The sequence below is a fragment of the Metabacillus sp. GQ13 genome (genome assembly GCF_059758525.1).
In genome coordinates, this window is record NZ_JCAXET010000007.1 from 207,106 (window position 1) to 232,860 (window position 25,755).

At 37.9% G+C, this 25,755-nt stretch carries 17 protein-coding genes; 13 read left to right on the forward strand and 4 right to left on the reverse strand.

From position 1 onward, the window contains the following. Positions 1-128 precede the first annotated feature (128 nt). The gene (locus tag AC6CHR_RS10860) at positions 129-1,070 is read right to left on the reverse strand and encodes a DMT family transporter (RefSeq protein WP_498248818.1); all 942 of its coding nucleotides are present in this window, start codon (positions 1,068-1,070) and stop codon (positions 129-131) included. A 116-nt stretch (positions 1,071-1,186) separates the two neighbouring features. Here AC6CHR_RS10860 and AC6CHR_RS10865 point away from each other — a divergent pair, with 116 nt between their 5' ends. Continuing rightward, positions 1,187-2,533 carry an aminotransferase-like domain-containing protein gene (locus tag AC6CHR_RS10865; protein ID WP_498248733.1) on the forward strand — a complete coding sequence of 449 codons (1,347 nt, stop codon included), beginning with the start codon at positions 1,187-1,189 and terminating at the stop codon, positions 2,531-2,533. Positions 2,534-2,657: 124 nt separating this feature from the next. Here AC6CHR_RS10865 and uvsE read toward each other — a convergent pair whose 3' ends face one another. Then, positions 2,658-3,614, reverse strand: coding sequence for a UV DNA damage repair endonuclease UvsE (gene uvsE / locus AC6CHR_RS10870; protein WP_498248734.1), 957 nt, complete (start codon positions 3,612-3,614; stop codon positions 2,658-2,660). A gap of 24 nt (positions 3,615-3,638) precedes the next feature. Continuing rightward, the gene (gene cls / locus AC6CHR_RS10875) at positions 3,639-4,832 is read right to left on the reverse strand and encodes a cardiolipin synthase (RefSeq protein ID WP_498248819.1); all 1,194 of its coding nucleotides are present in this window, start codon (positions 4,830-4,832) and stop codon (positions 3,639-3,641) included. A 276-nt stretch (positions 4,833-5,108) separates the two neighbouring features. Between cls and AC6CHR_RS10880 the strand changes: the two genes are divergently transcribed. From AC6CHR_RS10880 to pyrG, 8 genes are all read left to right on the forward strand, one after another. Continuing rightward, positions 5,109-7,223 (forward strand): (Fe-S)-binding protein, encoded by a 2,115-nt coding sequence (locus tag AC6CHR_RS10880; protein WP_498248736.1) that lies wholly within the window; start codon positions 5,109-5,111, stop codon positions 7,221-7,223. A 340-nt stretch (positions 7,224-7,563) separates the two neighbouring features. Beyond that, the gene (locus AC6CHR_RS10885) at positions 7,564-8,742 is read left to right on the forward strand and encodes an acetyl-CoA C-acetyltransferase (protein ID WP_498248737.1); all 1,179 of its coding nucleotides are present in this window, start codon (positions 7,564-7,566) and stop codon (positions 8,740-8,742) included. Between the two features lie 15 nt (positions 8,743-8,757). Further along, positions 8,758-9,606 (forward strand): 3-hydroxybutyryl-CoA dehydrogenase, encoded by an 849-nt coding sequence (locus tag AC6CHR_RS10890; protein ID WP_498248738.1) that lies wholly within the window; start codon positions 8,758-8,760, stop codon positions 9,604-9,606. A gap of 166 nt (positions 9,607-9,772) precedes the next feature. Continuing rightward, entirely contained in the window at positions 9,773-10,897 is a 1,125-nt protein-coding gene (locus AC6CHR_RS10895) for an acyl-CoA dehydrogenase (RefSeq protein ID WP_498248740.1), read from the forward strand. Between the two features lie 185 nt (positions 10,898-11,082). Next, positions 11,083-12,222 (forward strand): acyl-CoA dehydrogenase, encoded by a 1,140-nt coding sequence (locus tag AC6CHR_RS10900; protein WP_498248741.1) that lies wholly within the window; start codon positions 11,083-11,085, stop codon positions 12,220-12,222. A gap of 53 nt (positions 12,223-12,275) precedes the next feature. Continuing rightward, on the forward strand, positions 12,276-15,533 hold the full coding sequence (gene icmF / locus AC6CHR_RS10905) for a fused isobutyryl-CoA mutase/GTPase IcmF (protein ID WP_498248821.1): 3,258 nt from the start codon (positions 12,276-12,278) through the stop codon (positions 15,531-15,533). 368 nt (positions 15,534-15,901) lie between these two features. Further along, a complete protein-coding gene (rpoE, locus tag AC6CHR_RS10910; protein ID WP_498248742.1) occupies positions 15,902-16,447 on the forward strand; it encodes a DNA-directed RNA polymerase subunit delta in 546 nt (181 codons plus the stop codon). 667 nt (positions 16,448-17,114) lie between these two features. Further along, positions 17,115-18,722, forward strand: coding sequence for a CTP synthase (gene pyrG, locus AC6CHR_RS10915; RefSeq protein ID WP_498248743.1), 1,608 nt, complete (start codon positions 17,115-17,117; stop codon positions 18,720-18,722). Positions 18,723-19,112: 390 nt separating this feature from the next. Here the strand turns inward: pyrG and AC6CHR_RS10920 are convergent, their stop codons facing one another. Continuing rightward, positions 19,113-19,649 carry a DUF2529 family protein gene (locus AC6CHR_RS10920; RefSeq protein WP_498248745.1) on the reverse strand — a complete coding sequence of 179 codons (537 nt, stop codon included), beginning with the start codon at positions 19,647-19,649 and terminating at the stop codon, positions 19,113-19,115. Between the two features lie 583 nt (positions 19,650-20,232). Between AC6CHR_RS10920 and AC6CHR_RS10925 the strand changes: the two genes are divergently transcribed. The 4 genes from AC6CHR_RS10925 (at position 20,233) to rho (ending at position 25,586) form a co-directional block, all read left to right on the forward strand. Next, positions 20,233-20,607: a response regulator gene (locus AC6CHR_RS10925; RefSeq protein ID WP_498248746.1), complete on the forward strand. Its 375-nt coding sequence runs from the start codon at positions 20,233-20,235 to the stop codon at positions 20,605-20,607. A gap of 177 nt (positions 20,608-20,784) precedes the next feature. Beyond that, the gene (locus AC6CHR_RS10930) at positions 20,785-21,642 is read left to right on the forward strand and encodes a class II fructose-bisphosphate aldolase (protein WP_498248747.1); all 858 of its coding nucleotides are present in this window, start codon (positions 20,785-20,787) and stop codon (positions 21,640-21,642) included. Between the two features lie 1,000 nt (positions 21,643-22,642). Further along, positions 22,643-23,932 carry a UDP-N-acetylglucosamine 1-carboxyvinyltransferase gene (gene murA / locus AC6CHR_RS10935; protein WP_498248748.1) on the forward strand — a complete coding sequence of 430 codons (1,290 nt, stop codon included), beginning with the start codon at positions 22,643-22,645 and terminating at the stop codon, positions 23,930-23,932. 370 nt (positions 23,933-24,302) lie between these two features. Continuing rightward, positions 24,303-25,586, forward strand: a complete 1,284-nt coding sequence (rho, locus tag AC6CHR_RS10940; protein WP_498248750.1) for a transcription termination factor Rho — start codon at positions 24,303-24,305, stop codon at positions 25,584-25,586. Positions 25,587-25,755: the final 169 nt, after the last annotated feature.

A 25,755-nucleotide genomic window follows, 5' to 3' on the forward strand; every position in this document is an offset into this window, starting at 1 on the left:
GTTTACGGGATAAAAAGCGCGCTACATTGCACAGTTCTAAAAAGCCCGATTTTGAAAAACTTCTCCCTCTTTTTTAGGTCATAAGCTTTCCTTGGGAACCCCATATATTTATGAGCATATTATGGTTGTCAACGCTCTACACGTTTGTTCGATTTACCCGAATGCCCTCTTATTTTCCCAATATAATTAGTACCAACAACCCCGACTATAATAACAATTGATCCAATGATATGATAAAAGTGAATCGTCTCATTTAAGAACAATACACCCGCCATGATAGTAAGTAAGGTTGCTAAATTACTAAATACACTCATTTTTGAAGCCTCTAGTTTTGATAAAGCATAATTAGATAAAAAAGAAGTACATAGAGATGACAGAGCACCTAAATAAACAACAGAGATAAAAAACTCTAAGTTTGCAAAAGGTGAGAAAAAGCTATTTAGTGTTTTATTAATCATATGGTCAGTAATCGACAGGCCATTAAATACAACAAAGCCAAAGAAAGTCATCACAAAAGTTAACGTAAAAAGAGAATAGTGTTTTGTTAGTTTTCTAGCTAAGACATTGTAGAGAGCAGAAGCTAAAGCAGACAATAGAATGAGCACTGTTCCCATAACACTATAATTCTCCATATTCAAATCGTTCATCACAAAGATAAAAATGACGCCAGTCACAGAGAGAATAATAAAAAACGTTTGCCATTTACTAGCATATTCTTTGAGAATAAATGCTGCTAAAATCAACGTGAAGATCGGAATTGTTGCTTGGATTATGCCTGCTTCAGAAGAAGAGGTATAGACTAGACCAAACACTTGAAACATAAAGAAGAATGTAGGGTAAAATAGTGCCAATGAAAAAATTTTAATGGCATCTTTAAATGTAATTTTTACAGGAATTCTTTTGGAAAGCATGATAATAGTTGCTAGTAGTAAGGCAATGGTAAATCGATGTGCTAAAGTATCCAACGGACTTGCTACCGATAGTGCTAATTTCACAAACATAAATGAAAGGCCAATAATCAAGGTATAGGATATAGCAGCAATGTATGCCCTTTTCGTTTCATTATGGATAATAATTCCTCCTATCTTTTAACCGGCCGGTTACTTAGTATAGTAATAAGATAAGGGAAGCAATACAATATCAATAAAACCAATCTGTATCGGTACAGTTGGAAAAGAGGAAGTAAATGTTTAGATATATGTCTTTGCTAAATAAATTAGAATCAAAGATTGATACAGGGTTTTACATAGAAGGAACAAAACTCCCATCGATTAGAAAACTCTCCGAAACCTACCAATGTAGCAAAAGCACAGTCATCAAAGCACTGCAGGAATTAGAAAAAAGACATATGATCTATTCGATTCCAAAGAGTGGGTATTATGTTATTAAGAAAAGAACTAATTTTTCAGAAGATAATAAAGATGAGTTTGATTTTGCAACTTCTTCGCCGGCGTGGGATCAATTTCCTTATCTCGACTTTCAGCATTGTATGAATAAGGCCATTGATACTTATCAACAAAACTTGTTTGTTTATGGAACGCATAAAGGATTGCCTTCGTTAATAAAAACCATAAAGACACTACTTGAAACCTATCAAGTATTCACACAGGAGGAAAATATTTTTATAACCTCTGGTATTCAGCAAGCCCTGTCTTTATTAAATAGCCTTACATTTCCGAATAATAAATCGAAAATTGTCATCGAACAACCAGGATATCACTTATTTATTGAACATTTACTCGTACATAAGATACCTGTCATTGGAATAAAAAGAACAGCAGGAGGCATTGACCTAGATGAATTGGAATTGATTTTTAGTAGTAATGAAATCAAATTTTTCTATACGATGCCAAGGTTTCAGAACCCTTTAGGAACTTCTTATTCCAGAATTGAAAAGGAAGCGATTATCAAACTAGCAATAAAATATGATGTCTATATTGTTGAGGATGATTATTTAGCAGACTTTGAACGAGATAGTAAGATAGATCCAATATTCTCCTATGATATGAATGATCGAGTTATTTATTTAAAAAGTTTTTCTAAAATAATGTTTCCAGGGTTGCGAGTGGGAGCTGTGGTGGTACCTAAAGCATTAATTGAACGTTTCCAGCAATATAAGAGAATTTCTGATATTGATAGTTCGATGATATCACAAGCAGCCTTAGAAATTTACATAAATAGTGGCATGTTTGAACGTCATAAACAGAAGGTGAGTCTTTCGTATCTAGAACGTGCAAATATCATGTATAAGTCATTTGAGAGTAGCGATAATTCCCCATTGATTATTCGCCCTAAAACCTTGTGTATGAAGGCACATATACCATTACCTAAATCAATAAATGTTCCCGCCCTTATGGAAAGGCTATCGAGGGAAAAAGTTCGAATTGATCCAATAAATCGAAATTATTTACCAGGTTTTCACCAAGAAAAGATCCTTAAATTAGACGTATCCAAAATAGATAAATCTAAAATTAAAGGAGGGGTAGAGATCATTGTAAAGGAAATAAATAGGCAGGAGAATTATTTCATCTAATTTGGAAAGGGATCGATCCTGTCTAGAAATTGACTTTTCTAATAGATAATTAATTTCTATCGCACAAATAGTGGCCGAGGTTGAGGTTAAACGTAAGGGTACAAATCCCTTATGGTCAACCTCATCACCATTCAATCGTTGCCCCACCAATCCGTTTTACACCACGGATTTTAGCAAGATCCTCACAAAGCTTGAGGGCCGCTTTATCCTTTTGTTTAGCCTCAATCATAAAATCGATATCCATGTCTATTTCCTTTAAAACCTTTACTAGTGGTAATAAAAATTCAGCATCTACATAGTCCGAATGACTTCTAAATTCACTAGCCGATTTAGGAGAAGACACATGAATCTTTGGTTTCAACCCAATCGATGCCCATGTTTTAAAAATGTCAGGTAACAGGTCTTCAATACACTCATCTTCGTCTTTGTTTGCAATGAAATGATGATAATCAAACATTAGTGGGATGTGTTCCTTTTGACAAATGGCTAATGTCTCAGTTGCTGTATAGGTTTTGTCGTCATTCTCTAGTGTCATTCGTTTTTTGATGGTAGAGGGAAGCTTTTTTAAATTCGAATGAAATCTAGTTATCGCGGTTTGTTTGTTTCCATAGGCACCACCTACATGTATGTTAATAATCGCTTCATCGGCAAGTCCCATCGCCTCTAATAACTGATAGTGATAGGTCATGTCACCAACTGCATTGATCGTGATAAGTGGCTTGTCACTAGTAAATAACGTGAACTGATTAGGATGGAAACTAGTCCGCAGTTTATGTTTTTTTACGAGCGAACCTATTTCAGTTAGTACCTCCTGAAACGGTGTCCGATAATCCCAAAGCACATCAGGGTGTGTTGCTAAAGGTACGATGGAAGATGAAAACCGATATAAAAAAATTTCTTGAGAGATATTATAATGAATCATTCGTAATGTATGTTTAAGGTTTTGTTCTGTAACATATAATAGCTGATCTTTACGCGCTTGTTCATCAAGCTTCTTCCAGCGAGTAAACGTTAATGTTTTAGCTGGTGAACAATCCCAAAGAGAAAGCGCATGAGAAACATAGCCGAGTCGAATAATCATTCATTTCCTCCTGTTGCAAAGGAATTATAAAAAATGCGAAACAATGGTTGCCAAAATCTCTTTACCGCGCTGGCCAAAGGGGCGGTTTTTATAAACTTCATACGTTAACAATTCTGAATGCCGGAAGTCTTTATAAATATGTTCTTTTACATTTCGAATAAATTCACGATCATAAATTAAACAATTCATTTCATCATTCAAATACATACTTCGTTTATCGAAATTTGCTGTACCAATATCACATAAGTTATCGTCAATCACAATCACCTTTGAGTGGTAAAATCCATAATGAAAACGATAAATTTCACAACCAGCTAGTAGCAATTTTCTAAAGTAAGGAAAGGAGGCTTCCATTACTAGTGGATGATCAGGCTTCAGTGGCACCATTATTTTCACCTGCACGCCATTTGATAAAGCGTTTAATAATTCATTTAAGATCTCTCTACCAGGAATAAAATAGGGTGAGCAAATAATAATTTCCTGTTTTGCGTTTCTAATAAATGCTGTAAAATGATCCTGCAAATGTTCGCCATAGGTTGAAATGAACATCTGCTCGATGGAGCCCTTTTTTAGCGATGGTTGATACTTTGAGAAATCGAGATCATTCACGCCTGTTGAATCATACCAATCCTTTAAAAACTGTTGCTGCAGGTCGAAAGCACCTTCACCTTCAACCTTCAAGTGATAATCTCTCCAAAAGCCAAATTTAGGGTCTAGTCCAAGATATTCCTTTCCAATATTGAAACCACCTAGATAGCTTATCTTTCCATCAATAACTGTGATTTTTCGATGGTTTCTCGCTTGTAATGTATAAAAGAAATAGGGGAAACGTGGTTTATGTGATTGAGAAACCATCACACCGCTATTTTTTAGTTGTTGGATCTTTTTCTTTTTTAGCTGAAAGCTCCCGATATAATCGAGAAATAAACGTACTTCTACACCTTGTCCTGCTTTATCACTTAATAAGGTGAGGAATTCTTCACTTATTTTGTCATTTTTGACGATATAAAAAAGGATATGAATACTACTTTTACTGTTTCTAATACTGTCGAATAAATCTTTATAAAGATTCTCTCCGTCAGTAAAAAGCTCTATTGCACTTTTTCTAAGGGGGAATTTGGTGTACTTTGATCGTGAAAGATGTTCTTTTCTTCCTAATTTATAGTCAATAAAACACCAACAAATGATTGCTACTACGATAAGACAAATAATGATCAATACATTCAATCGTAATTCCTCCAGTAGCCTCTTTTTTGTAGTTTTTACAAAGACAAGGTTTTTATGTACCTGTCCCTGTTCAGAGAATAATTGGTCAAACAGAGAATATAGTTGAATATCTAGGTATAGTTAGTCAAAAAAATATTGACTGAATGCTCATTCATTTATTAAGATGGGAGTATAGAATATGAACGATAGTGAAAAGAAGCTGGTTCTAAGGCTTGTTAAACTTGTACTGTAAAAACCAAGTTACTAGTTGGGATAGGGGGAAACAGGATGGCTACACTGTTGTGGTTGAATGCGATAGCATTTCTAATTGTAACCGCTTACGCAATTTATTTGTTTGTTTATTTAATCCGTACGAGACTAAGCTATATTAAATTAGGAAAAAAGATCGAGTTTGACAGTCGAGTGAAGGAAAGACTACAAAAAATTTGGGTCAATGTATTTGGACAAAAGAAGCTTTTAAAGGATAAAAAGAGTGGGGCAATCCATGTGATGTTTTTTTATGGTTTTATTCTCGTTCAATTAGGAGCCATTGATTTTATTATAAAAGGCTTAGTACCAGGTGCTCATTTGCCTCTTGGCCCACTTTATCCAGCATTCACCTTTTTTCAAGAAATTGTTACATTGATGATTTTAATTGCTGTGGTATGGGCATTTCATCGTAGATATGTCGAAAAACTAGTCCGTCTAAAAAGAGGGTTTAAAGCGGGGCTTGTCCTGATCTTTATAGGTGGTCTAATGGTTTCCGTCCTGCTTGGTAACGGAATGGCAATAATCTGGCATGGACATGAGTTAACCTGGACTGAGCCAATTGCCTCCTCACTGGCAGCAACGCTAATGTTTGTTGGAGAAACAGGTTCAATAGTTCTTTTCTATGTTGCTTGGTGGGTCCATTTATTATTTTTACTAACATTTTTAGTGTATGTTCCACAATCGAAACATGCTCACTTACTTGCTGGTCCAGCAAATGTTTATTTTAATCGACTAACAAACCCTGGTAAGCTCGAAAAAATAGATTTTGAAGACGAATCCCAAGAAACATTTGGTGTCGGGAAGATCGAAGAGTTTACGCAACCGCAATTAATCGATTTATATGCGTGTGTTGAATGTGGTCGTTGTACCAATATGTGTCCAGCGACAGGGACAGGGAAAATGCTATCGCCAATGGATCTCATTGTAAAACTGCGTGATCACTTAACATTGACAGGTGCAGCTGTGACACAAAAGCAGCCATGGGTACCAGCAGTAGCCTTTAATCATACAAAAGGGAATCAACTAGCAACAATGGCAGCAAGTGCTGGGGCACAGGAGTCTGCAGCAACGGCTATTGACTATCATCCTTCATTAATTGGGGAGGTCATCACAGAAGAAGAAATATGGGCTTGTACGACTTGCCGTAATTGTGAAGATCAATGCCCTGTGATGAATGAGCATGTCGATAAGATCATCGATATGCGTCGTTATCTTGTATTAACAGAAGGAAAACTTGATTCAGATGCACAGCGAGTTATGACAAATATTGAACGACAAAGCAATCCTTGGGGACTGAATCGTAAAGAGCGTGAAACATGGCGCGAGGCTCGCGAAGATGTTGTCGTTCCTACAGTAAAAGAGTTGAGTAAGGCAGGAGAAGAATTTGATTATTTATTTTGGGTTGGTTCAATGGGATCTTTTGATAATCGTAGTCAAGCTATAGCCCTTTCATTTGCAAAACTACTAAATAAAGCTGGCGTTAAATTTGCAATCTTAGGTAATAAGGAAAAGAATTCTGGTGACACACCTCGTCGCTTAGGAAATGAGTTTTTATTCCAAGAGCTTGCAACAAAAAATATTGATGAGTTTGTTAAAAATGGAGTAAATAAAATCGTCACGATTGATCCACATGCTTTCAATATATTTAAAAATGAATACCCTGATTTTGGACTAGAAGCAAAGGTCTATCACCATACCGAATTGCTTGCAGAGCTATTGGCAGAAGGACGTTTAAAACCAGAGATACCAGTAAATGAAACAATCACCTTCCACGATTCCTGCTATTTAGGTAGATACAATGAAGTGTATGACGCACCACGAACGATCTTAAAAGCAATACCTGGTGTCAAACTTGTTGAAATGGAACGCAATCGCGAAAATGGTATGTGCTGTGGTGCAGGCGGGGGATTAATGTGGATGGAGGAAGACACAGGGAGTCGAATAAATGTTGCACGGACGGAACAGGCATTAAAAGTAAATCCAACTGTGATTAGTTCAGGCTGTCCTTACTGCTTAACAATGCTAAGTGATGGAACAAAGGCAAAAGAAGTAGAGGAGCAGGTAGGAACCTATGATGTTGCTGAGCTTCTTGAACAGTCAGTATTTGGCCAGCAAAAACAAGTTGTTTCGTAGGGGAAGTGTTTTCGATCCCCTTATTCCTTTTTAAGTGAGATAAGAAAGGATAAGTTTTGTACTTAATTTTGTGTCTAGCTCCAACAGTCCGACTTTGAAAAAGTCGGACGCCTAGCCCCTCTAGTGAAAAAGGTAAACCACTTTTTCCTAGGGAAAAAAGTAAACCTTATTTTCCTATGGCATAAGATAAGCCACTAATTGAATTTAAGGACAGGACACCTTCGTTTATTCAGTCTCTAATGCTTGTCGGGGCTGTTCGAGGCGCTTGCGCTTTTCTTAGTGAGAAATGAGGGAATCCTAGGACATTCCAGATCGAGCATAGGATAAAGGGGAGAGTTAGATGGGGAAAACAGTCATTTTAAGTGGAGTTCGAACACCGGTGGGCAAACTTGGCGGGAGCTTGTCGACTTTAACAGCTGCTGAACTAGGCGGTATAGCCATTAAGGAGGCGTTAAATAGAGCAAATGTGACGGGAGACCAAGTAAATGAGCTCATTTTTGGAAATGTCCTTCAAGCTGGGCAAGGTCAAATTCCGTCACGACAAGCGGCGAGGCTTGCAGATCTTCCTTGGGATGTAAAAACAGAGACGATTAATAAAGTATGTGCATCAGGACTCAGAAGTGTCACCCTAGCAGATCAAATCATCCGTGCAGGGGATGAAGAGGTGGTCGTTGCTGGCGGAATGGAGTCAATGAGCAATGCACCATATAGTATCCCAAAGGCGAGATGGGGCTTGAAAATGGGTGATAGTCCTGTGAAGGATTTGATGATCCATGATGGGCTAACCTGTAGTTTTACGGGTGTGCATATGGGCACATATGGGAACAGCACAGCTTCAGAGCTACAGCTAACACGTAAGCAACAGGACGAATGGGCGTTAAGAAGCCATCAGCTGGCCACTCAAGCACAAGAGTCTGGAAAAATCAGTGAAGAGATTGTGCCGGTGACTGTTCCAATGCGCAAAGGTGAACCACTATTGGTTGAAAAAGATGAAGCGCCACGTAAAGACACGTCGATTGAAAGGCTGTCTAAGCTTGCTCCTGTGTTTGATCATGATGGCACAATTACAGCTGGTAATGCCCCAGGTATCAATGATGGTGCAGCTGCGCTCGTCTTAATGAGTGCTGAAAGAGCCGAAAAAGAGGGTAGAACCCCGTTAGCAACAATCATTTGTCATACGGCGATTGCAGTGGAAGCGAAGGACTTTCCTAAAACACCTGGTCTAGTCATAAACGAATTACTTAAGAAGACTAATAGACATGTAGATGAGATTGATTTATTTGAAATTAACGAGGCATTCGCAGCAGTAGCAATAGCTACGAATCAGCTTGCAAACCTTGATCCGGAAAAAGTGAATGTAAATGGCGGAGCGGTTGCAATTGGTCATCCAATTGGCGCGAGTGGGGCTAGAATTATCATTACACTAATACATGAGCTCAAACGAAGAGGTGGTGGAATTGGAATTGCCGCTATTTGTAGCGGTGGAGGTCAAGGAGACGCGATCATGGTGGAAGTATAAGAACGGGGGGATGGAATGAACATTGAAAGGATCATGGTCATTGGAGCAGGGCAAATGGGCTCCGGTATTGCCCAAGTGTGTGCGGTAGCTGGTTTTGATGTCATTCTTCACGACATTCAATCAGAACTTGTTGAGAGAGGCTTGAATACGATTGAACAACAGTTTCAAAAACAAGTGGAAAAGGGGCGCTTCAGCCTTAAAGAAAAGCTAGATGCAATCATAAGGATCAAGCCTTCAGTCGATCTTGCAGATGCTTGTTCTGTAGACCTTGTCATCGAGGCGGTAGTCGAAAAAATTGAAGTGAAAACAGCATTGTTTCAAAAGCTAGATCAGCTAGTAACTTCCAATACCATTTTAGCGACGAATACATCATCATTACCCATCACAGAAATTGCCGCAGCAACAAAACGGCCAGAAAAAGTAATTGGCATGCACTTTATGAATCCAGTTCCAGTTATGAAATTAGTTGAAATTATTCGTGGACTAGCGACCAATGACGATGTTTACCAAACGATTCACGATGTCACGAAGAAACTAAACAAAGTACCAGTGGAAGTCAATGATTTCCCTGGTTTTGTTTCTAATCGAATTTTAATGCCAATGATTAATGAAGCCATTTTTACCGTATACGAGGGTGTAGCTTCACCTGAGGCAATAGACGAGGTAATGAAGTTAGGAATGAATCACCCGATGGGACCACTTACTTTAGCTGACTTTATTGGTCTAGACACTTGTTTATCCATCATGGAAACACTCCACACGGGCTTTGGTGATGATAAATACCGGCCTTGTCCACTACTTCGTAAATACGTTAAAGCTGGTTGGTTAGGAAGAAAAACTGGTAAGGGATTTTACAACTATTGATTCTAGTTTTCAAAGACGAACTGACGAAATCGTTTCGAAAAATGACTAGTAAAAAGAGGATTTAATCTGGGGTGAACTTGAAACCTGCCGACTTTGTGAGTATCCTCTTTGTCATCTTAGACCATGATTAACAAGGGTTCTTAGCTCATTTAAAGGGGTGCATCTAATGAATTTACATTTAACGGATGAACAACGAATGATGCGGAAGATGGTTCGTGAATTTGCAAAGTCGGAGGTAGAGCCATTTGTAGCTGAAATGGAAAAAGGAATCTTCCCGAGACCCATCCTCAAAAAAATGGCTGAACTAGGGTTGATGGGCATTCCAATCCCAGTGAAATATGAAGGCGCTGGAATGGACTATATCTCATATGTGATTGCAATTCATGAATTATCAAAGGTTAGTGCAACACTAGGTGTGATCCTATCTGTTCATACATCAGTGGGGACATTTCCAATACTCTCATTTGGAAATGAGCAGCAAAAGAAAAAGTATGTTACGAAATTGGCGAAGGGTGAAAAGCTGGGAGCGTTTTGTCTCACAGAAGCTAGCTCTGGTTCAGACGCCGCCGCTATGAAGTCGAGAGCAGTAAAGAAAGCGGGAAATTATCTTCTAAACGGATCAAAGATGTTTATAACAAATGGCGGTGAAGCGGATACGTATATTGTATTTGCCCGAACAGGTCTGGGAATTTCGGCATTCATTGTTGATAAGGAAACACCAGGGCTCATCATTGGCAAGGATGAACACAAAATGGGGCTGAATGGCTCAAGAACTGTTCAACTAATTTTTGAAAATGCAGTCATACCACAAGAAAATCTCCTCGGGCAGGAAGGGCAGGGTTTTAAAATTGCCATGGCAAACCTTGATGCCGGAAGAATTGGAATTGCTGCTCAGTCGCTCGGAATTGCCGAAGCTGCCTGTGAAAAAGCTACTCAATATGCCAAACAACGGCACCAATTTGGAAAACCAATTGCAAATCAACAAGGGATTTCTTTTAAGCTAGCTGATATCGCAACAAAAGTAGAAGCTGCTAAACTATTAGTCTATCAAGCTGCCTATCTAAAAGGAAACAGCCTTCCCTGCGGCAAACAAGCAGCCATGGCTAAACTATTCGCCTCAAAAACAGCAATGGAAGTCACCACAGAAGCCATCCAAATCTTTGGAGGCTACGGCTACACAAAAGACTACCCAGTAGAAAGATATTTCCGCGATGCCAAAATCTGCGAAATTTATGAAGGGACTAGTGAGATACAGAGGATTGTTATATGTAAAAAGCTTTTTTCAAATTAGTATGTAGAACAAAACTAGTAAAAATCGGCACTTGGATTTTTACATTCACATGGAGTCTCTTTTAAAAGAAAACAACAAAATACTATATCGAAAAAAGCCATAAGTTAAGCTAAGACATAATCATACCACTTTTTCAACACTGGCCACTAACACAATCCCAAACACCCAAAAGGAGGTCACCCCCTATGTACTTCAAACTATCAAACGAACATGAAATGATCCGGAAAATGGTAAGAGATTTTGCGCGGAAAGAAGTCGAACCAACAGCGGCAGAACGGGATGAACAAGAGCGGTTTGATATGGATATTTTTAAAAAAATGGCAGGTATTGGACTGACGGGTATCCCTTGGGCAGAAGAATATGGTGGAATTGGCGGCGATTATTTATCCTATTGTATCGCCGTTGAAGAGCTTTCAAGGGTTTGTGCATCCACAGGTGTGACGATCTCTGCCCATACATCTCTGGCTGGCTGGCCATTACACAAATTCGGAACAGAAGAGCAAAAGCAAACGTACTTAAAACCTATGGCACTAGGTGAAAAAATAGGTGCTTACGGGTTAACTGAGCCTGGATCTGGTTCTGATGCAGGAGGGATGAGAACAAATGCAAGAGTTGAAGGTGATAACTATGTTTTAAACGGTTCGAAAATTTTCATTACAAACGGTGGCATAGCTGATATTTATATTGTCTTTGCCGTAACAGATCCATCGAGTAAGCATAACGGGACAACAGCCTTTATTGTTGAAAAAGACTATGAAGGCTTTTCGATTGGTAAAAAGGAACGTAAATTAGGGATTCGATCCTCACCGACCACCGAGATTATTTTTGAGGACTGTAAGGTTCCAAAGGAAAATGTGTTAGGTAGTGTTGGCCAAGGCTTTAAAGTAGCTATGATGACCTTGGATGGCGGACGTAATGGGATTGCAGCACAGGCTGTTGGGATTGCTCAGGGAGCATTAGATGCAGCTGTTGCCTATGCAAAAGAACGCGAACAATTTGGAAAGCCAATTGCAGCTCAGCAAGGTATTAGTTTTAAACTAGCAGATATGGCAACATCTATCGAGGCGGCGCGGCTATTAACCTATCAAGCGGCATGGTTAGAGTCTGAAGGCTTACCATATGGAAAAGAATCAGCGATGTCAAAATTATTTGCTGGAGATACAGCAATGAACGTAACAACTGAAGCTGTTCAAGTATTTGGTGGTTATGGTTATACAAAGGATTATCCAGTTGAACGGTATATGAGAGATGCAAAAATCACTCAAATATATGAAGGAACACAGGAAATTCAAAGACTGGTCATTTCTCGAATGCTTACAAAATAAGAAAATGTTCAAGTGAATCTATGAATCTATTTTAAGGGGAGTGAAACATGGAGATGACAACAACCATCTACAAGCCGAAACATTCCGTACGCTTTATTACAGCTTCCAGCCTGTTTGATGGTCACGATGCATCGATTAATATTATCAGAAGAATTTTACAGTCAAGTGGTGCAGAGGTTATTCATCTTGGCCATAACAGATCGGCAAAGGAAATCGTATCAGCTGCTATCCAAGAGGACGCACAAGGGATCGCGATCTCCTCTTATCAAGGGGGACATGTTGAGTTCTTCAAATACATGTATGACCTCTTAACGGAAAAGGGAGCATCACAAATTCGTCTTTTTGGTGGTGGAGGAGGTGTGATTATTCCCCGTGAAATAAATGAATTACATGAATATGGGATTGCGAGGATATTTTCACCTGAGGACGGGAGAGAACTCGGATTGCAGGGGATGGTTAATTTCATGCTGAAGGAGTGTGATTACCCGTCTGTTATTGATGATGGGACCATCCTTGAACTAGGAAAAATAACTAAGCCAAAAACAGTGGCAAAACTCATTTCCTATGCAGAGGGAAAGGTGCAAACAAACAGTACCGCAAAAGAAATTGAATCTTTTTTTGAGCTACCTCACATGCAAAAATCGGTGATACCTGTTATTGGGATGACAGGAACTGGTGGAGCAGGAAAAAGCTCATTAACAGACGAATTAATCCGCAGGTTCCTTACGGAAGTTCCCGATCTAAAAGTAGCGGTTCTTTCTGTTGATCCTACTAAGCAAAAAACAGGTGGTGCCCTTTTAGGAGATCGGATTCGAATGAATGCAATCTTTTCACCAAGAGTATATATGAGAAGCTTGGCGACAAGACAATCTAAGACCGAGCTATCGCTAGCGATAAACGATGCGATATCCGTCGTAAAGGCTGCAGGTTATGAATTGGTTATAGTCGAAACGAGTGGGATTGGTCAAGGAGATGCCGAGGTGACGGAGATCTGTGATCTTTCAATCTATGTGATGACAAGTGAATTTGGGGCACCGTCACAATTAGAAAAAATCGAGATGATCGACTATGCAGATTTAATCGTGATTAATAAATTCGAACGCAAAGGATCTGTTGATGCAAAGCGCCAAGTCCAAAAGCAATATCAGAGAAGTCGAATGCTATTTGATGCACCATTAGAAGCAATGCCTGTATATGGCACAATTGCTAGTCAATTCAATGACTTAGGGACAAATACTTTATTTGCAAAGCTTATAGATTTGCTCAATCAAAAGACGAAAACAAAATGGACATCAAGCTTACCGACCGTGAAAGATGTTGAAAAACAAAACGTGATCATCCCAACTGATAGGCGGTATTATTTAAGAGAAATTAGTGAAACAGTTCGAACCTACCATCAGCATGCAGTGGAACAAGCAAACACTGCAACAAAGCTTTTCCAGATAAATGGAACACGAAAGATCCTCAATGAGCAGGCAGATAATGAGGAGATCACACAATCCTTACAGGTTGTTCATTCAAAACTTGAAGATCAGCTAACCCCACAATCAAGAACATACCTCACACAATGGCAGGAAATCAAAGAAAAGTATACACAGGATGAGTTTACGACCGTGATCCGAAATAAAACGATCACCACTAAATTAAAAACGATCTCACTTTCCGGATTATCGATCCCGAAAATTTCCTTACCAACCTATAAAAATGATGGCGATCTTCTTTTATGGCTGTATAAAGAAAATCTCCCAGGTGCTTTTCCATATACAGCCGGAGTATTCCCATTTAAACGTGAAGGAGAGGATCCTAAGCGACAATTTGCTGGAGAAGGAACACCAGAACGGACGAATCGCCGGTTTCACTATTTATCAAAGGATGACGAGGCAAAGCGTCTTAGTACAGCATTTGACTCTGTCACTTTATATGGTGAAGATCCCGCACACCGCCCTGATATTTACGGGAAAATTGGTGAGAGCGGTGTAAGTGTATGTACATTAGACGATATGAAAAAGTTATATGAAGGTTTTGATTTATGTGCACCATCGACCTCTGTATCGATGACGATCAATGGTCCTGCACCAATTCTGTTAGCGATGTTTATGAATACAGCAATTGATCAGCAAATCGCCAAAAAAGCAGGTAAGCTTGAACGGTCATTAACAGAAAAAGAACAGCAGGAAGTGAAAATAGGTACCTTGCAAATGGTCCGTGGAACAGTCCAAGCAGATATTCTAAAAGAGGACCAAGGGCAGAATACATGTATTTTTTCAACTGAATTTGCTTTAAGGCTAATGGGTGATATCCAGCAATATTTCATTGATCAAAAGGTAAAAAACTACTATTCCGTTTCAATTTCGGGCTATCATATTGCCGAAGCGGGAGCCAATCCTATTTCTCAGCTGGCCTTTACGCTATCAAATGGCTTTACCTATGTGGAATATTATTTAAGTAGAGGGATGGATATAAATGCGTTTGCGCCAAATCTCTCATTCTTCTTTAGCAATGGGCTTGATCCAGAGTATACGGTTATTGGCCGAGTCGCTAGAAGGATATGGGCAATTGTTTTGCGTGATAAATATCAAGCAAATGAACGAAGTCAAAAGCTAAAATACCATATCCAAACATCTGGTCGCTCGTTACATGCCCAAGAAATTGACTTTAATGATATTCGAACAACATTACAGGCCTTAATGGCATTACATGATAATTGTAATTCTCTTCATACAAATGCTTACGATGAGGCGATCACAACACCTACAGAGGAATCAGTCAGACGAGCAATGGCAATTCAAATGATTATTACCAAAGAGCATGGCTTAACAAAAAATGAGAATCCCCTACAAGGATCGTTTATTATCGATGAATTAACAGATTTAGTAGAAGAAGCAGTTCTGCAGGAATTTGAGCGAATCAATGACCGTGGTGGTGTATTAGGTGCGATGGAAACTCAATATCAACGAGGTAAAATCCAAGATGAGTCGATGGTTTACGAAATGAAAAAACATACAGGCGAACTGCCGATCATTGGTGTAAATACGTACTTAAATCCTAATCCAATATCAGAAGAAACAATGGATAATATGGAACTAGCACGTGCAACCAAGGAAGAAAAAGAACGACAGATCAGTCAACTCCAAAACTTCCAAAAGCGAAATGGAAAAAATGTAGAGCTGGCATTGAAGAAATTAAAAAGAACCGCAATTGAAGATGGCAACATATTCGCAGAGCTAATGGAGACAGTAAAGGTTGCTAGTCTTGGTCAAATCACACAGGCGTTATATGAGGTGGGAGGACAGTACCGTCGGAATATGTAAGGCATACTTTTGGGAGGCATTCATTACCTGACTTCCTCCTTTTTGGGTCATGTCATCACCCTATAATAAAGAACAATCTATCAGAAAATAAGCTTAATACATTTTATACGTGATTATTGTGGCATAAACTGCTAGAATTTGTTTATAATGAATGGTATGATTTGCAAGCTCGACTTTTTACATAGTAATGAACGTTTTATAAATGGCTGTTATCGCAAAGATTGTTGTTTTTCGTATAAGTACTACTTTACGTATTTGGCCTGTATTCGTGCTCTTTTCGCATGATTACTCAGCTAGGTTTGATAGCAACAAACTTTTAGAATAGAGCCTAATAAATAGATGTATGACCAAGAAAGGGAGTGCTGTACATGAGTTTAAAGCAGTTAACAAAAGAACAAATTAGAGAAATGGCGATGGTAGAAGTTGCCTACGAGCTATTCTTAGAAGGTAAAAAGCCGTATGTTTTCAGTGATTTAGTTAAAGAAATTGCATCTCATCTTGGCCTAACAAAAAAACAAGTTGAAGAGAAAATTGCTCAATTTTATACGGATATAAATATAGATGGCCGTTTCATTTGTGTAGGCGAAAATATGTGGGGATTACGTACTTGGTACCCTTATGAGCAAATTGAAGAAGAAATTGTTCCAGCTGCAAAGCCTAAAAAGAAAAAGGCGAAAAAGAAAGCTGCTAAAGCGGATATTGAAGACTTCGATGACGTTGAAGAAGTCGTATATGATGAACTAGAGGGCTTTGATGAAGCAGACGAAGAAGATGATGATGATGATTTCGATGATCTTGATGATACTGATTTAGATGATGATGACGATGATCTTGTTGAAGATGATGATGACTTCGATTTAGATGATGACGATGACGACGATGATGATTTAGATGAAGAAGAGGAAGAAAAATAAAGATTAATCATCTTGACTTTCTTTTTTTTACTAGGTAGAATCTATTTTGGGCTCTTAAAAAAGCAAACGTTATGTATATAATACATTTACAGCTCCCTTTCAACTTGTTTGGAAGGGAGCTTTCTATTTTTACGTAGTTAATACTACTTTTTTTATTATTATTTAGCTTTATTCGTTGTGATCTATTAGCATGTTGGGTTCGCAAGGATTATTAAGAGTGATTCTATGTATGTAGCGTAGGAAGTGATCTTTTAAGAAAAGACTGTTGGATGGAAAGAGCCAAGGAGATATTATGAATTTAAGTTAATGAAGTGCTCTTTTCGTTTAAATATCTTGTTATTCTCTTTGAAAATAGAATCATTTCATACGAGAAAAATTCCAAAAGACGATTTTTCTAAGGCATAGAGCAACTTACTTTTATGAAAAGAGCTAGCACCCAAATGATTTCGATGTTTTTTGTGCAAAATAAACAAATATAAGTGAGTGTTTCAAAAATAGAGGACAAAAACAGCCAAGAAGTTCGAGGTAGCGTGAAGTTATTAGGTGAGGAGAATAGGGATTTGTTTTCCTAGTTTTCCTAAGGATGGCTGTCATTGAACCTTCGACTGGACAGGCTAATATCCAGATTTTTTTGAACAATCTTTATAAGCTTCTGAGGGGGAAGATCATGACAAAGTATATATTCGTAACAGGTGGAGTTGTATCATCCTTAGGTAAAGGGATTACAGCTGCTTCATTAGGTAGATTACTAAAAAACCGTGGCATGAGTGTAACAATTCAAAAATTTGATCCTTATATCAATGTGGATCCAGGAACAATGAGCCCTTATCAGCATGGTGAGGTGTTTGTAACAGGTGACGGCGCTGAAACAGATCTTGATTTAGGCCACTATGAGCGTTTTATCGACATTAACTTAACAAAGTTTAACAACGTGACAACAGGTAAAATCTACTCAACAGTCCTTAAAAAAGAACGTCGTGGCGATTACCTTGGTGGAACCGTACAAGTCATTCCACACATCACAAATGAAATCAAAGAACGTGTTTTCCGTGCGGGTAAAGAAACTGGTGCAGATGTGGTCATTACTGAAATTGGCGGAACAGTAGGGGATATCGAATCATTGCCTTTCCTAGAAGCAATTCGTCAAATAAAAAGTGATGTTGGCCGTAATAATGTTATGTACATTCACTGCACACTTATTCCATACATTAAAGCTGCTGGTGAAATGAAAACAAAGCCTACACAACATAGTGTAAAAGAACTTCGCAGCCTTGGAATTCAACCAAATGTAATTGTCGTTCGAACAGAATTACCTGTTTCACAAGACATGAAGGATAAAATCGCTTTATTCTGTGATATCGACACGAACTCAGTAATCGAGTGCCGTGACGCTGAAACACTTTATTCCATCCCATTAGCATTACAAGACCAAAACTTAGACACAATTGTGTGTAATCATTTAAAACTTTCATGCAATGAAGCTGACATGACTGAATGGAAACAGCTAGTTGACCGTGTAACAAATCTTTCAAAAACAACGAAGATTGGTCTTGTCGGAAAATATGTTGAATTACAAGATGCTTATATTTCTGTAGTTGAAGCTCTCCGCCATGCAGGCTATGAATATGATTCAGATATTGAGATCAAATGGATCAACGCTGAATTGCTTTCAGAAGAAACCTTGAAGGATGAGCTCGAAGATGTCGACGGCATTTTAGTCCCTGGAGGATTTGGTGATCGTGGAGTAGAAGGAAAGATCCTTGCGACAAAATATGCTCGTGAAAATAAAATACCATTCCTAGGTATTTGCCTTGGTATGCAAGTAGCTACCATCGAATTTGCACGTAACGTATTGGGATTAAAAGGAGCTAATTCTTCTGAAATAGATCCTAACACATCATACCCAATTATTGATTTACTTCCTGAACAAAAGGACATCGAAGATTTAGGTGGAACATTACGTCTAGGACTATCTCCAAGTAAACTTAGTCTGGATTCACGTGCATACGAAGCGTACAAGGAAGAAGTAGTCTATGAACGTCACCGTCACCGTTATGAATTCAACAATGAATATCGTCTAGCAATGGAAGAGGCAGGGTTCACTTTCTCTGGAACAACTCCTGATGGACGACTTGTTGAAATCATCGAAATTAAAGATCACCCATGGTTTGTGGCATCACAATTCCATCCGGAATTCACGTCTAGACCAACTAAGCCACAACCATTATTCCGTGATTTCGTTCGTGCATCATTATCAAATTCAGAAAAAATGTAATATCTAAAAAAAGCTAACTTTCAATATGGAAGTTAGCTTTTTTTATAGTGAAGTAGCCTTTATCGTTATTTGTCGAATAATCGATGAACCGTAGGAGATAATCTAATTAGCTGGTACTTCAGTATCGATGTGGTAATAATTGAACCACTGGATCAACTAAATGAATCAATCCACCTAAAATGTTCCCGCATTCACCAGCATTAAACCACTCTGTCAACTAATTGCACCACAATCTTAATTAATTGAACCACTTTGTCAATTAAATGAACCGCTTAGTACAATAATTGAACCACTCTACGAATTAAATGAACCACAACGCTAATCTTTATACTCTTAATCAATCCAATTAAACCTTCTCAACAAAAAAAGCAATTAGTCACAGCTAATTGCTTACAAATCATCTTCATATTCAGTTAATATTTCTTTTATGGTAAAACTTATTGCGTAATACACATATAAAGATGTCATCAATGCGGGAAAGCCATATCTTAGCCCGTCATCACCTGGTATAAGCGGCTGACGTAGTTTTGCATCAACATGGAAATCTGTTATGGTATCTAGACCAGCAGTATCTTTCATTAACGCTGATACACCAACTGTTTGAATGCCTTGATTTGCTAAGTCCTTTGCAATAGAAATCACGTCTTCATCAGATGAGCGATAAGTAAAAAGTAAGGCACGATCTGCAGGAGTGAGCTTCTTCATTTCACCATTATCATCGAAAAGCGGTTGAGCACGTTTTAAAGGCTCAGTGCTCATCATTGCCTCCAATACCACTCCATTTAATTCTTGGTAACCATATATATAAATAGTTCCTTCGCCAATAAGTGCTTGAGCAAGAAGTCTTGCACTATCTTCAATTGCTTCTACCTCTTTGTCTAAAATACGATTAAGAAACCCAGTTAATTGGGTTGTGAAAATTTTCATCATAAAAATTGAATCCTTCCTTCCTCATTTCCTTTGTTTAAGGTATTATAACGAAAAGAACGACAATGATAAAGAAATGTCGATTTATATCAACGAAACAGCAGAATTTGTCGACAAATGATTATGACAAATTAGCAGGAGAACGCGACTGTAAATAGAATTATACATGTAACGGACCGGTGTAGGTTATTTAGTTATGTATCTATGTGCGAGTAACTAAATAACTTGAAGGGATCCACTATGAAAAGAACGGGATTTGGTTCTAGTGTTTTTAAAAAAGGATGGAATCTAATCGATTTGATTAGTTAGTTGAAAGCTATGTAAGCGGAACCTTTCTGTACTCTTATTCCGTTTAGGCCCTTTTCTATAAGTTTGTTGCTTTAGTGAATAAAAATCGGTTTTTGGATTTTTATGATGTAAATTGAAGCTATCTCTAGAGGGATATCAGAGTAATTTAGGGAAAAGAGCACGAAGATATACTTAAAACGTGTACATTAGTACTTTGTAAGGATAACAACAATCTTTGCGAAAATAGCCTACTTTTAAAACGAACTTAAAATGATAAACCAGAGGTGTATAAATCATGTTGAAAGAAAAAATCTTAATAGTTGATGACCAGTATGGTATACGAATTTTATTAAATGAGGTTTTTCAAAAAGAAGGCTATCAGACCTTTCAAGCGGCCAATGGATTTCAGGCTTTAGAAATTATTGACCAGCATTCTCCTGATTTAGTGCTATTAGATATGAAAATCCCTGGAATGGATGGGATTGAAATTTTAAAAAGAATGCGAATGGTTGACCAAGACATATGTGTGATCATTATGACGGCGTATGGGGAATTGGATATGATCCAAGAAGCCAAGGATTTAGGAGCACTTACTCATTTTGCGAAGCCTTTTGATATTGACGAAATTCGCGAAGCTGTTAAGAAATATTTACCTCTAAAAGCAAATTAGCAACAATTTACGACCGAAATAGCTGTCGAATTGTTGCCGTTTGTCCAAGAAATTGGTATGCTATAGAAGTGAAAAGTGATCATGCAGACTCTACATATTAATATTTTATCTGGTCATGCTAGGTATGATAAACTTTTCTGTATCAGAAAATTAGGTTCATTAGGAGGATTTTTCGACATGCCTTTAGTTTCAATGAAAGAAATGCTGTTAACAGCAAAAGACAAAGGATATGCAGTAGGACAATTTAACATCAATAACCTTGAGTTTGCTCAAGCAATCCTACAAGCAGCAGAGGGAGAGAAATCACCAGTTATTCTTGGTGTTTCTGAAGGTGCAGGACGCTACATCGGAGGATTCAAAACTGTTGTGAAAATTGTTGAAGGTTTAATGGAAGACTACAATATCACAGTACCAGTTGCGATTCATCTTGACCATGGTTCTAGCTATGACAAATGTAAAGAAGCAATTGAAGCTGGATTTACATCTGTTATGATCGATGCTTCACATCACTCATTTGAAGAGAATATTGAAATTACTTCTAAAGTTGTTGAATATGCTCATTCAAAGAATGTTTCAGTTGAAGCTGAATTAGGAACTGTTGGCGGACAAGAAGATGACGTTGTTGCAGAAGGCGTAATCTATGCAGATCCACAAGAATGTGATGAACTAGTTAAACGTACTGGTATTGACTGTTTAGCTCCAGCTTTAGGTTCTGTTCATGGACCTTACAAAGGTGAGCCAAACTTAGGATTCAAAGAAATGGAAGAAATTGGTAACCTAACAGGTATGCCATTAGTACTTCATGGTGGTACTGGTATCCCAACAAATGATATCAAAAAAGCTATTTCTTTCGGAACAGCTAAAATTAACGTTAACACTGAAAATCAAATTGCTTCTGCGAAAGTAGTTCGTGAAGTGTTAGCTGCGTTACCAGACGAATATGATCCACGTAAATACTTAGGACCAGCTCGTGACGCAATTAAAGAAACAGTAATCGGTAAAATGCGTGAATTTGGTTCTTCAAACCAAGCGTAAACATAGAAATGGATTAATAACCGTCTTTTAAAGGCGGTTATATTCCAGATTAAAAGAAAGCGCTAACAATTGTAATGAACATAACCTAGCTGACCAGCTATCTATTACTAGAATAATAGAAAAGGGGCTGACCATTTGAGTCAACCTCTTTTTACATTCAATTCCTCGCATAGGAAACAAAACCAGACCTATTGACCTCATCTTCTTTCTCGTGAATTTCCATAAGAATTTTAAAGATTTCTTATAGGCTCTTTTCTAAAAGTTTGTTGCTTAGTGCTATTGAGGCTATCTCCATAGGGATATCAGAGTAATTTAGCGAAAAGAGCACGAAGGAATCCTTAAAACGTGTACATTAGAACTTTGTACGGAAAACAACAATCTTTGCGAACATGGCACTTATATTATTTCATAATCTCTTTTTAAAAGGTTTGTAGCCTTTACTTTTAATAGAAAAAGTGCAAAATACCAATGGATGCTATACGTTAATAGCTGTTTTTTTCGGTCTTTTGGATCATCTTTTAAAGTTGATTCTTTGAGTTAAACATTGTTGTCCTGCTTAATAGATGGTTTAATAGAGGAGAACCCATTATAAGAAATAAATCGCGAAATAATGAATGGTAAGAGCTTCTTTTATAAGAAGTTTTTATTATCTGGTTTTTATTATGTATTTACTAGGGCATATAAGGAAATAAAAGAGGTAAACAGCTTATGTCCTTTTTTCTATAGAATTGGTTGTCAAAAAGGGGTAAAAGGTACTAAGAATTCAAGTTTTTTGTCAAAATCGTTGACAGAAAACGAAATCGACATCATTTTTCCTCATCTTTAGACAATCTCTGCAAAAGAATACTTGTTGACAAGAAATGTTTTTATTCGGATAACATGATGGCTAATGAAAGAATGCGTGTTTCGTTTAAATAAAACTTAATGTGCGAAATTAAGGTTAAGCTTATCCTCCATGTTCATTCCGAAAAAAGTCAACTTCATAAGAAGGGAGACTATCATGGAAAAATTAAAAGTAGCAGGTGGAGATTTACTGAAAGGTACTGTAAATATCAGCGGTGCAAAAAATAGTGCCGTTGCTCTAATACCTGCAACAATATTAGCTGAATCACCTGTCACAATTGAAGGATTACCAACTATTTCTGATGTAAACATACTTGGAGATTTATTGGAGGAAATCGGTGGTAAAGTCATTTTAAAAAACAATGAAATGATAGTTGATCCATCATCAATGATTTCAATGCCATTGCCAAATGGAAAGGTTAAGAAACTGCGTGCATCCTATTATTTAATGGGTGCAATGTTAGGTCGATTTAAAAAAGCTGTTATTGGATTACCAGGGGGTTGCCATTTAGGTCCACGCCCAATTGATCAGCATATTAAAGGCTTTGAGGCCTTAGGTGCACAGGTAACAAATGAACAAGGTGCGATTTATTTACGTGCGGAAGAACTGAGAGGCGCTCGTATTTATTTAGATGTTGTTAGTGTCGGAGCAACGATTAATATCATGTTAGCAGCGGTGCTAGCAAAGGGTAGAACGATTATTGAAAACTCAGCTAAAGAACCTGAAATTATTGATGTAGCTACATTGCTTACAAGCATGGGTGCGAAAATAAAAGGTGCAGGTACGGATGTCATTCGTATTGATGGTGTCGAAAAGCTCCACGGATGCCGTCATTCAATTATTCCAGATAGAATTGAGGCAGGAACCTATATGATTATAGGTGCTGCAACAGGAAGAGAAGTCATGATAAATAATGTGATTCCCCTTCACTTAGAGTCACTTATTGCTAAGCTGAGAGAGACAGGGTTACATATCGAAACGAGTAATGATCAGGTGTTAATTGTTGGCGGTCAGAAGGAACTTAAGGCAGTCGATATCAAAACTCTTGTCTATCCTGGATTTCCAACTGATCTGCAACAGCCGTTCACCTCATTTTTAACAAGAGCTACAGGGACGAGTGTTGTAACCGATACTATTTACTCGGCCAGATTTAAACATATTGATGAGCTAAGAAGAATGGGCGCAACGATAAAAGTTGAAGGTCGTTCTGCGATTGTTTCAGGGCCAGCTAGACTTCAAGGTGCAAAGGTAAAAGCGAGTGATTTACGAGCAGGAGCAGCACTTATATGTGCCGGTCTTATGGCTGATGGAGTAACTGAAATTACCGGGCTTGAGCATATTGATAGAGGCTATAGCCAACTTGAGGAGAAATTAACAGGCCTTGGGGCAACAATTTGGCGTGAAAAATTAACAGATAAAGAAATTGAACAGCTGCAAAATTCCTAACTAGCTTTGGATTATACGGGTACCTATTGTCTTATAGGTATCGATTCATACAGTTAAAAATAAAGATACCTACCCTGAGGGAAAATGGGTGAAATTCCCGTTTTCCTCTTCAAAAACCTCATATTTATACTGGATTTTCTAAAAATGATTGATTAAAAGTGTAAAATAGGGTAAAAATAAAGAGTGCTGCGTTGAATGCATGAATGATAATCTACTTCAGGTTCACCTTCATTTTCCTTCACTATCCAATAAGTACGTATTTATTTCTCCATTGGTTCAACTAATGGTACATTTTTAAGCATATAGTAATGATCAAACCTAGATACCTATCTAGGTATTATATTGAAAAATAAAAAGAGTGGTGTTTTTTATGAATCAGGTCTCAATTTCTACTTTAGAAAATATGAAACTGAAAGAATTGTACGAGCTTGCACGTCATTATAAAGTATCTTATTACAGTAAGCTTACGAAAAAAGAGTTAGTTTTTGCTATTTTGAAGGCAAATGCTGAACAAGAAGATTTATTATTCATGGAAGGTGTTTTAGAAATTATTCAGTCGGAAGGCTTTGGTTTCTTAAGACCGATCAACTATTCACCAAGTTCAGAGGATATTTATATTTCTGCCTCACAAATTAGACGTTTTGATTTACGTAATGGGGACAAAGTATCTGGTAAAGTTCGTCCTCCAAAAGAAAACGAACGCTATTATGGATTGCTTCATGTAGAAGCGGTGAACGGTGAAGATCCAGAAACAGCAAAGGAACGTGTACATTTTCCAGCGCTAACTCCTCTTTATCCAGACAGACAAATTTACCTTGAAACAAAACCAAATGACCTATCAACAAGAATTATGGATCTTATTGCGCCTGTTGGTTTTGGACAGCGTGGATTGATTGTTGCTCCTCCTAAAGCAGGGAAGACAATGTTATTAAAAGAAATTGCTAATAGTGTGACAACAAACAATCCTGAAGCTGAGCTTATCGTCTTATTAATAGATGAAAGACCAGAGGAAGTAACAGACATTGAACGTTCAGTAGCTGGAGACGTTGTTAGCTCGACGTTTGATGAAGTTCCTGAGAACCATATAAAAGTAGCAGAGCTTGTCTTGGAAAGAGCAATGCGTCTTGTTGAACACAAAAAAGATGTGATTATCCTTATGGATAGTATCACTCGTTTAGCACGTGCTTATAACTTAGTTATCCCACCAAGTGGTCGTACATTATCAGGTGGTATTGACCCAGCTGCTTTCCATCGTCCTAAACGTTTTTTTGGGGCTGCTCGTAACATTGAAGAGGGTGGAAGCTTAACAATTCTAGCGACTGCTTTAGTTGATACAGGCTCACGTATGGATGATGTTATTTATGAAGAATTCAAAGGTACCGGTAACTTAGAACTTCATTTAGATCGTTCACTTGCAGAAAAACGAATTTTCCCAGCAATCGATATTCGTCGTTCTGGAACAAGAAAAGAAGAATTACTTGTACCAAAAGACCACTTAGACAAGCTTTGGGCAATTCGCAAGTCGATGACAGAATCTCCGGACTTTGTCGAAAAGTTCTTAAGAAAACTACGTCAAACGAAATCAAACGAAGAATTCTTTAGCAACTTAGATGTGGAAATGAAAGCAGCACCCAATCGTAATAATCGATCATAGGCGAGCTGCTTCACTTCTACACCCTTACTCATGTATTTTAAGAAAATTTTTAGCGATATTAAGTGTTGTACTTGCTGGCTCAGAGGTAAACCGAGGTTAACATTTTTAACTTTTTGGTAAATTGTTAAATTACGGTACTTGGATAGTCGACATCCAGCTCCAACAGTCC